The organism is Mesorhizobium sp. M7A.T.Ca.US.000.02.2.1 (assembly GCF_003996995.1).
In the GTDB taxonomy this organism is placed as follows: Bacteria; Pseudomonadota; Alphaproteobacteria; order Rhizobiales; family Rhizobiaceae; genus Mesorhizobium.
Genome location: NZ_RZTT01000268.1, coordinates 1 through 8,613 on the forward strand (window position 1 = coordinate 1; position 8,613 = coordinate 8,613).

General features: G+C 65.2%; 8 protein-coding genes. 7 read left to right on the plus strand and 1 reads right to left on the minus strand.

Annotation, left to right across the window (positions count from 1 at the left end):
* On the plus strand, positions 1-618 hold a 618-nt coding region (locus EOD15_RS22690), incomplete at its 5' end, for a molybdopterin dinucleotide binding domain-containing protein (RefSeq protein WP_281035571.1).
* A 54-nt stretch (positions 619-672) separates the two neighbouring features.
* Here the strand turns inward: EOD15_RS22690 and EOD15_RS22695 are convergent.
* Positions 673-1,152, minus strand: coding sequence for an Lrp/AsnC family transcriptional regulator (locus tag EOD15_RS22695; RefSeq protein WP_127381214.1), 480 nt, complete (start codon positions 1,150-1,152; stop codon positions 673-675).
* A gap of 106 nt (positions 1,153-1,258) precedes the next feature.
* Between EOD15_RS22695 and EOD15_RS22700 the strand changes: the two genes are divergently transcribed.
* The 6 genes from EOD15_RS22700 (at position 1,259) to dapB (ending at position 8,443) form a co-directional block, all read left to right on the plus strand.
* Entirely contained in the window at positions 1,259-2,467 is a 1,209-nt protein-coding gene (locus EOD15_RS22700) for a diaminopropionate ammonia-lyase (protein WP_127321278.1), read from the plus strand.
* Entirely contained in the window at positions 2,464-3,690 is a 1,227-nt protein-coding gene (locus EOD15_RS22705; RefSeq protein WP_127321277.1) for a Zn-dependent hydrolase, read from the plus strand. Before EOD15_RS22700 ends, EOD15_RS22705 begins: the two co-directional genes overlap by 4 nt.
* Positions 3,691-3,708: 18 nt before the next feature.
* Complete coding sequence (locus EOD15_RS22710; RefSeq protein WP_127321276.1) at positions 3,709-4,881, plus strand: M20 aminoacylase family protein; 1,173 nt, start codon at positions 3,709-3,711, stop codon at positions 4,879-4,881.
* Between the two features lie 401 nt (positions 4,882-5,282).
* Positions 5,283-5,456 (plus strand): hypothetical protein, encoded by a 174-nt coding sequence (locus EOD15_RS22715; RefSeq protein ID WP_127321275.1) that lies wholly within the window; start codon positions 5,283-5,285, stop codon positions 5,454-5,456.
* 96 nt (positions 5,457-5,552) lie between these two features.
* Positions 5,553-7,646, plus strand: a complete 2,094-nt coding sequence (locus tag EOD15_RS22720; RefSeq protein ID WP_127269823.1) for an ATP-dependent helicase — start codon at positions 5,553-5,555, stop codon at positions 7,644-7,646.
* A 17-nt stretch (positions 7,647-7,663) separates the two neighbouring features.
* Positions 7,664-8,443, plus strand: a complete 780-nt coding sequence (gene dapB / locus EOD15_RS22725) for a 4-hydroxy-tetrahydrodipicolinate reductase (RefSeq protein ID WP_127321274.1) — start codon at positions 7,664-7,666, stop codon at positions 8,441-8,443.
* Positions 8,444-8,613: the final 170 nt, after the last annotated feature.

The window sequence follows — 8,613 nt, forward strand, 5'->3', positions numbered from 1 at the left end:
ATCCTGGGCAAGCGTGGGCTGGGCAGTTTCGAAAGCTTGAAGGAAGACAAGTGGGTCGACCTGCAGCCGGACTTCGACACCGCGCATTTCATCAAGGGGTTCGGCCACGCCGACGGAAAATTCCGTTTCCGCGCCGACTGGACCGGGCAGGCGGCCCCCAACCGGCCACCGAAAAGCATGGGCCTGTTCGGCCCGGTGGCGCGGCTGCCGGAATTTCCCGACCATGTCGACCTGATCGAGGTCGCCGACGAAGCGCATCCGTTCCGGCTGACCACGTCGCCGGCGCGCAATTTCCTCAACTCAACATTCTCGGAAACGCCGGTGTCGAAGGCCAGGGAAGGCCGCCCGGAACTCCTGCTGCACCCCGATGATGCCGCAGCACTTGGTCTGGCCGACGGCGACCGTGTCGAGGTCGGCAACACGCGCGGCGAAGTCGTGCTGCATGCGAAACTGTTTGACGGTATCAAGCGCGGCGTCGTCATCGCCGAAGGCATCTGGCCAAACAGCGCGCATGAGCGCGGCGAAGGCATCAATGTGCTGACCGGCGCCGACGCGCCGGCACCCTATGGGGGGGCTGCCTTCCACGACAACAAGGTGTGGCTGCGCGCGGCCGGCTAAGGTTGGCGAGAACTCCGCTCGTCTCGCGCCAGATCACACCGTTCAGGGATACGCTCAGCCGGGCAATGGCACCGTCAACCCGACCTTGACCCGGTCCATCGCAACAAAAGTTCGGAACTTGCGGACATTGTTGCTGTCGAAGAACAGTTTTCGCGTCAGCGCCTCATAGGCGGCCATGTCGGCCACGGTGATGACCAGGATGAAATCGGCCTCGCCGGTGACATAGTAGCATTGCTGAACTTCGGGGGTTGCCGAGAATTGCCGCTTGGCCGCATCGATCAGTTCGGCACGTTCGCTCTCGAGTTCCACCTCGACGAAGATGGTGATCGGCTGGCCGACCGCTGCCGGCTCGACGACCGCGACATTGCCGGCGATGACGCCGGTCTGCTCCATGCGCTTGATGCGGCGCTGCACCGCCGGCGCCGACAGGTTCACCGCCTCGCCGATCAGCCGCTGCGGCGTCGTGTTGTCGCGCTGCAGGATGGCAAGGATGGAGAGATCGAAATTGTCGAGCGAGGGTGGCGATACAGGCAATGGAGAGGTCCTCGGCGAAACAAACTTGGATTTGGGAGGCCATATTACAGCGCCCTTTGCACCGATCCTGCAATATATTCTCGCCGAATGCCAAGGAGGCCCGCCAGTGTTCCTGCTCAATCGCAATACTCTGCATCGCCTCCCACTCGATCCGGCCGATGCCGAAATCCTCGGCATGGCCGGCGCTGACACGGTCGAGCGTTTTCTTTCCCATCGCGACAATCACCTGAAAACGCCGCTGCATGCGCTTCCGGCGTTTGCCAGCGAACTCGGAATTAGCGCGATCCATATCAAGGATGAAGGCTTTCGCCTCGGCCTCGGCAGCTTCAAGGCTCTGGGCGGCGCCTACGCCGTTTTTCGCCTGGTGCTGGAGGAGGCCGGCAACCGGCTTGGCCGGCCCGTCGATGTTGCCGATCTCGATCGGCCCGAAGTGGGTGCCGTCGCCACGGCGATGACATTTGCCTGTGCGACCGACGGCAATCATGGCCGCTCCGTTGCGCAAGGCGCGCAACTCGTCGGCGCGCGGGCGGCGATCTTCGTCCACGCCGGCGTCAGCGAGGAGCGCATAGCGGCGATCGCCCGCTATGGTGCCGAGATGATCCGCGTCGACGGCAACTATGATGATTCGGTCAGGCAGGCCGCCCAGGTTTCGGCCGAGAAGGGCTGGACCGTCGTGTCCGACACCTCATGGCCGGGCTATGAACGGATTCCTGGTCTGGTCATGCAGGGCTATACGGCGATCGTGCGCGAAGCGCTGCGTCAGCTCCCTCGGACACCAACCCACGTCTTTGTGCAGGCTGGTGTCGGTGGCATTGCCGCCGCGCTGGCCGGTCATCTCGCCATCGTGCTCGGTGACGCCAGGCCTACCTTCATCGTGGTCGAGCCGGCGCGTGCAGCCTGTGTTTTTGCAGCCGCCCAGGCCGGGCACCCGGTCAGGGTCGCGCATGGCCGGCCGACGGTGATGGCCATGCTCGAATGTTACGAAGCCTCGCCGGTCGCCTGGCGGGTGCTGGCGCGCGCCGCCGATGCCTTCATGACGGTGGATGAGGCCGACGCCATCGCGGTGATGCGGCGGCTGGCCCGGCCGGCCGCCGGGGATCCGGTGATCGTCGCCGGCGAAAGCGGCGGTGTTGGTCTTGCCGGGCTGATCCGGGCGATGGCCGACAACCCGACCGAGCTTGGACTGGACGGCAAATCGCGGGTGCTGGTGATCAACACCGAAGGTGCCACCGACCCGCATCGCTATGCCGAGCTGGTTGATATGAGCCCGGCCGATGTGCTGGAAGGCAAGAGAAAAGCCGAGGCAACGGCATGATCGCCATCGATGCACAGCGCCTGCTTGGCCGTATCCGCGAACTCGGTGCCGTCGGTCGCGACGGCGAGGACAGGCTGATCCGGCTGGCCGCCTCCGACACCGACAAGCAGGGCCGCGATCTCTTCGTCGGCTGGCTGCGGCAGGCCGGGCTCGATGTCGCCATCGACCGGGTCGGCAATATTTTCGGCATCTGGCAAAGCCCGGACAACAGGGAGCTGGCGCCGCTGCTCATCGGCTCGCACATCGACACCGTCATCGATGCCGGCATCTATGACGGCTGCTACGGGGTGCTTGCCGGGCTGGAAGTGATCGAGACGCTCAAGGCGACAGGCTTTTCGCCGTCGCGCCCGATCGCGGTCGCCGCTTTCACCAATGAGGAGGGCGTACGCTACACGCCCGACATGATGGGCTCGTTGGTCCATGCCGGCGGCATCGATGCCGAAACGGTTCTGGCGGCTATCGGCACGGACGGCAGCGTGCTGGGGCAGGAACTCGCCCGCATCGGCTATGCCGGCGACCGGGAGCCCGGCTTCCTCAAGCCGCACGCCTATCTCGAACTGCACATCGAACAGGGGCCGGTGCTGGAGCGTGAAAGCGTGCCGATCGGCGCGGTGGAGAATCTGCAAGGCATCTCCTGGCAGCGTATCACCATAGAGGGCGTCGCCAATCATGCCGGCACCACGCCGATGTCGATGCGCAACGATGCCGGCCACGCCGCCGCCCGGATCATCACCTTCCTGCTCGACCGGATCAAAGCCTCGAACGCGCCGACGGTGGCGACCGTGGGTACGATCCGCTTCGAGCCGAATGCCATCAACGTCATTCCCTCGCGCGCCGTCTTCACGATCGATCTGCGCGACCCCGACGAACAGCGCCTGCAGGCGGAGGAGGCGGCGCTTGCCGCCTATCTCGAGCAGCTTGCCACCGATGAGAACGTGACGATCTCGGTCGAGCAACTGGCTCGCTTCGAGCCGGTGATCTTCGACCTTCGCATCGTCGAACGAATCGAGGCGGCCGCGAAACGCCGTGGCCTTGGCGTCAGGCGCATGACGTCCGGCGCCGGCCACGATGCACAGATGCTGGCGCGCATCGCACCGGCGGCCATGATCTTCGTGCCGAGCACCGGCGGCATCAGTCACAGTCCGCGCGAACACACCGATGACGCCGAGCTTGTTGCCGGCGCCAACATCCTGCTTGATGTGGCCGCGCAACTGGCAAAGTAGGTCAGAAGGGGCAAAGAAATGTCTGAACTCGATCGCGACGCGCTGAAGCAGGAAATGATTCTCTGGCGGCGCGATCTGCATGCGCATCCCGAATTCGGTTTCGAGGAGAAGCGTACCGCAGCCTTCGTCGCCGCTAAATTGCGTGAGTTCGGCCTCGATGATGTCACCGAAGGCGTCGGCGGCACCGGCGTCGTCGGCACGCTGACGCGCGGCAGCGGCAACCGGGCGATTGCGCTCAGGGCCGACATGGATGCACTGCGCATATCAGAGCAATCGGACGCATCCTACCGATCCGGCAATCCTGGCATCATGCATGCCTGCGGCCATGACGGCCACACCACCATGCTGCTCGGCGCGGCAAAGCTGCTGGCAGGTGAGGGCGGTTTCGACGGCACCGTGCGCTTCGTCTTCCAGCCGGCCGAGGAATGGGGCAGGGGCGCACTCGCCATGCTCGACGATGGGCTGATGCAGCGCTTTCCCTTCGACGAGATCTTCGGCCTGCACAACATGCCCGGCTTGCCGATCGGGCATTTCGAGACCCGTGCCGGCCCCATAATGTCGGCCGAGGATATCTTCGAGATCGTGCTCAAAGGGCTCGGCGGCCATGCCGCGCGGCCGCATGCGGGCAATGAGACGCTGGTCGCCGCCTGCGCGCTGGTCACCAATCTGCAGACCATCGTCTCGCGCCGGCTGAGCCCGGCCGACATATCGGTGGTTTCGGTGACCGAGCTGATCACCGACGGCACCCGCAACGCTCTGCCCGGCCTTGCCCGCATCCTCGGCGATGCGCGCAGCTTCCGCCCCGAGGTCAGCGCCGAGATCGAGCGGCAGATGCGCATCATTACGCAGGGCACCGCTGCCGCCTACAATGTCGCGGCCGAGGTCAATTACAGCAGGGAGTTCGTGCCGCTGCGCAACGATGCTGAAATGGTCGATGCAGCATTTGCCGCCGCAAGGCACGTCTTCGAACCCGGCAACATCGCCGTCGCTCGCGAGCCGATGACCGCCTCCGAGGACTTCGCCCGCTTCCTCGACCATGTGCCGGGCTGCTTCGTCTTCCTCGGCAATGGCGAGGGCTCGGCGCCGCTGCACAATTCCAGCTACGACTTCAACGATGACGGGCTGTTGTTCGGCACTAATTTCCATGTCGCGCTGGTCAGGCAACGATTGGGCGGCGAGGCGGGAAGATGAAGGAGATTGCCGGGATGCTGGCCAGGACAAGCTTATGACGGACCGGCGACCGATAGGGCAGTGCGCCTCGGTACGCTTTAACAAAGATAATCCGCCGATGACGCAGGGGAAAGACTCAGCTAGCCTTACCTGTGCGGCGGACCTAATTATCCGCTTGGCCGGCGCTTCACTCCTCCCAAGCGGCGCCGGCCTTCTTCTCCAAAAGTCCGTCCGGGACGCCACAGCGGGTTGCGGCAGCACGCGAACCCCGCAAACGCCAAGTTCCGCCTCCGGTTGCCTCGAGAATGCATCGGGGAGCGCTGGCGAAACCGCCCTCCATCTTCGACTGCGCGCGTGGACGATTGGCAAGGGAACCAAAGGCGGTTTCCCCGGTTGGTTGTGCTCCAAAGGAGTGTTGCACTATGTTCCGTCTGCTCGTCGCCGGCGCCTTCGCCTATGTCACTTATCGTATCGCCAGGAAGATGGTCGAAACCGTGCCCGATACGGTCGACCCGCTGCTATTGCCGCCGTCGAAGCATGATCGCGAGACCTTGCGGCGGCAGTCGGCCGACATGGGTGTCGATCCACAACGCTAGGCGCGATCCCTTCTCTTCAGACTGGCCCGGTCCTGCACGGGTTAGGTGTGCCCGCATCGATATTGCGAACAAAGCAGAAACGATGCTTGATGGGGGATGAACCTCGCCACTGCTGATTCGACCTTTCGGGACCCGACCGTCCAGCCTGCCTATCTCGCCCGGCTCAACGATGCCCAGCGCCAGGCAGTCGAGCACGGCGACGGCCAGATAGCCGGTCCGCTGCTGGTCATTGCCGGCGCCGGTTCGGGCAAGACCAACACGCTGGCTCACCGCGTCGCCCATTTGGTCGTCAAGGGGGCCGACCCGCGCCGCATCCTGCTGATGACGTTCTCGCGCCGCGCCGCGTCCGAAATGGCCAGGCGCGTCGAGCGTATCGCCGGCGAAGTGCTCGGCCGCGATGCAGCTGTCATCACCGATGCGCTGACCTGGGCGGGAACCTTTCACGGCATCGGCGCGCGGCTGCTTCGCGACTATGCGCTGGAGATCGGCCTCGACCCTGCCTTCACCATCCATGATCGCGAGGATTCCGCGGACCTGATGAATCTGGTCCGCCACGAACTCGGCTTCTCGAAGACGGAAGCGCGTTTCCCCACCAAGGGAACCTGCCTTGCCATCTATTCGCGCGCCGTCAACGCACAGGCGCCGCTCAACGAGGTGTTGGGTTCCGCCTTTCCCTGGTGCGCCGGTTGGGCCGAGCAGCTGAAACAATTGTTCGCCGGTTATGTCGAGGCCAAGCAGGCGCAAAACGTGCTCGATTACGACGATTTGCTGCTCTACTGGGCGCAGATGGCGGCGGAGCCCGAGATAGCAGCGCATCTGGGCGGGCGTTTCGACCATGTGCTGGTCGATGAATACCAGGACACCAACCGCTTGCAGGCTTCGATCCTGATGGCGCTGAAACCCGACGGCGCCGGGCTGACGGTGGTGGGCGACGATGCGCAGTCGATCTATTCGTTCCGGGCCGCCGAGGTGCGCAACATCCTCGACTTCCCCAACCAGTTCGCGCAAGCCGCCGACGTCGTGATGCTGGAGCGCAATTACCGCTCGACCGAAACCATCCTGGCGGCCGCCAACGCGGTGATCGGCGAAGCCTCGGAGCGCTTCACCAAGAACCTGTGGTCGGAGCGCAAGTCGACCGACAGGCCAAAACTGGTGACCGTGCGCGACGAGGTCGAGCAGGCCAATTTCGTCTGCGATACCATCCTGGCCGAGCGCGAGGCCGGCACGGCACTGAAATCGCAGGCGGTGCTGTTTCGCGCCTCGCACCACAGCGGCCCGCTGGAGATCGAGCTGACGCGGCGCAACATTCCCTTCGTCAAGTTCGGTGGTCTGAAGTTCCTCGATGCCGCCCATGTCAAGGACGTGTTGGCGGTGCTGCGCTTCGCCGAGAACCCGCGCGACCGGGTCGCCGGCTTCCGCGTGCTGCAACTGATGCCGGGCATCGGCCCTTCGGCTGCCGCGCAGATCGTCGAGACCATGACGACGGCGCTGGACGAGGCCATGGGGCTGGCCGGCTGGCGTCCGCCGCAACGCGCCGCGGACGACTGGCCGGGCTTCGTCTCGCTCTATTCCGGCCTGCGCGCCGGCGCCAAATGGCCGGCCGACCTCGAACAGATCAGGCTGTGGTACGAGCCGCATCTGGAACGCATCCACGAGGATGCAACGACGCGGCGCGCCGATCTCTTGCAACTAGAGCAGATCGGCTCGGGCTACGCCTCGCGCGAACGCTTCCTGACAGAACTGACGCTCGATCCGCCGGACGCCACCAGCGACCAGGCCGGGCCGCCGCATCGCGACGAGGACTATCTGATCCTGTCGACCATCCATTCGGCCAAGGGCCAGGAATGGAAGAACGTCTTCGTGCTCAACACGGTCGACGGCTGTATCCCGGCCGATCTCGGCGTCGGCACCAAGGAAGACATCGAGGAGGAGCGCCGGCTGCTTTACGTGGCGATGACGCGGGCCAAGGACAATCTCAACCTGGTCATGCCGCAACGCTTCTTTCCGCACGGCCAGGCGGCGCGCGGCGACCGCCATCTCTATGCCTCGCGCACCCGCTTCATCCCGGCTTCGATCCTGGCTGCGTTCCAGCAGGTGTCCTGGCCGAGCGCACAGGCGGCACAGGGCAGGGCGGCTCGGCCGGAGGTGCGCGTCGACATCGGCGCGCGCATGCGCGGCATGTGGAAATAGCTGCGGGATAGCGCCCCATGTTGAAACCACCGGTCAGGGTCGCCATAGCGGGTGCGCTGGGCCGCATGGGCCGCGAGATGGCGTCCGCCGTGCACGGCGACGCGCGGCTGGCGCTCGCCGCCCGCTTCCACCGGCCGGGCAGTATCGGCGAAGGGCTGGTGAGCCGCGACGAGGCGCTTGCCGTGGCCGACCTGGTCATCGACTTCACCACGCCGGCTGCCTCGGCTAATCTGGCCAGCATTTGCGCCGAGCGCGGCGGGCCGGCCCTGGTCATCGGCTCAACGGGCTTCGATGCTGATGAGTTGGCTGTTATCGCCGACGCCGCGAAAACGATTGCCATCGTGCGCTCCGGCAGCTTTTCGCTCGGGCTCAACATGCTGGTCGGGCTGGTCGAGCAGGCGGCGCGGGCACTCGATCCCGATGACTGGGACGTGGAGATTGTCGAGGCGCATCATCGCCACAAGGTCGATGCGCCATCGGGAACGGCGTTGATGCTGGGGCATGCCATAGCCGGCGGACGCGGCATCGACCTGGACACGGTCGCAAGGCTTGCACGCGACGGCGTCATCGGCGCGCGGCCTCCCGGTGAGATCGGCTTTGCGGTGCTGCGTGGCGGCAGCATCATCGGCGAACACAGCGTCAGCTTCTGCGCCGAGGGCGAGACCTTGACCTTGTCGCATGCAGCCGGCGACCGCGTCATGTTCGCCCGCGGCGCCATCGCCGCCGCACTCTGGGTGGCTGGACGTCCGCCCGGCGAATATGACATGCGCGACGTGCTTGGGTTCAACGCCTCGTGATGAGCAGTCCCGCCTGATTTCGTCTATTTCCACTCATCGAACGGCTGAAAGCCAGCTGAAAGCTTGGGCATGCCATGACGGGGGCCGCGGTGTTCACCGCGTGACCGGCCCTGGTGGCCGGTGAGGAGGAAATGCGGCGCAGCCTTTCGGCGCGCCGCCCCAGGTGGAGG

Excerpts from the sequence above, each read along its gene's own strand:
- EOD15_RS22705 (WP_127321277.1), top strand. The coding sequence starts at position 2,464 with ATGATCGCCATCGATGCACAGCGCCTGCTTGGCCGTATCCGCGAACTC.
- EOD15_RS22710 (WP_127321276.1), top strand. The coding sequence starts at position 3,709 with ATGTCTGAACTCGATCGCGACGCGCTGAAGCAGGAAATGATTCTCTGG.
- EOD15_RS22715 (WP_127321275.1), top strand. The coding sequence starts at position 5,283 with ATGTTCCGTCTGCTCGTCGCCGGCGCCTTCGCCTATGTCACTTATCGT.
- EOD15_RS22720 (WP_127269823.1), top strand. The coding sequence starts at position 5,553 with ATGAACCTCGCCACTGCTGATTCGACCTTTCGGGACCCGACCGTCCAG.
- dapB (WP_127321274.1), top strand. The coding sequence starts at position 7,664 with ATGTTGAAACCACCGGTCAGGGTCGCCATAGCGGGTGCGCTGGGCCGC.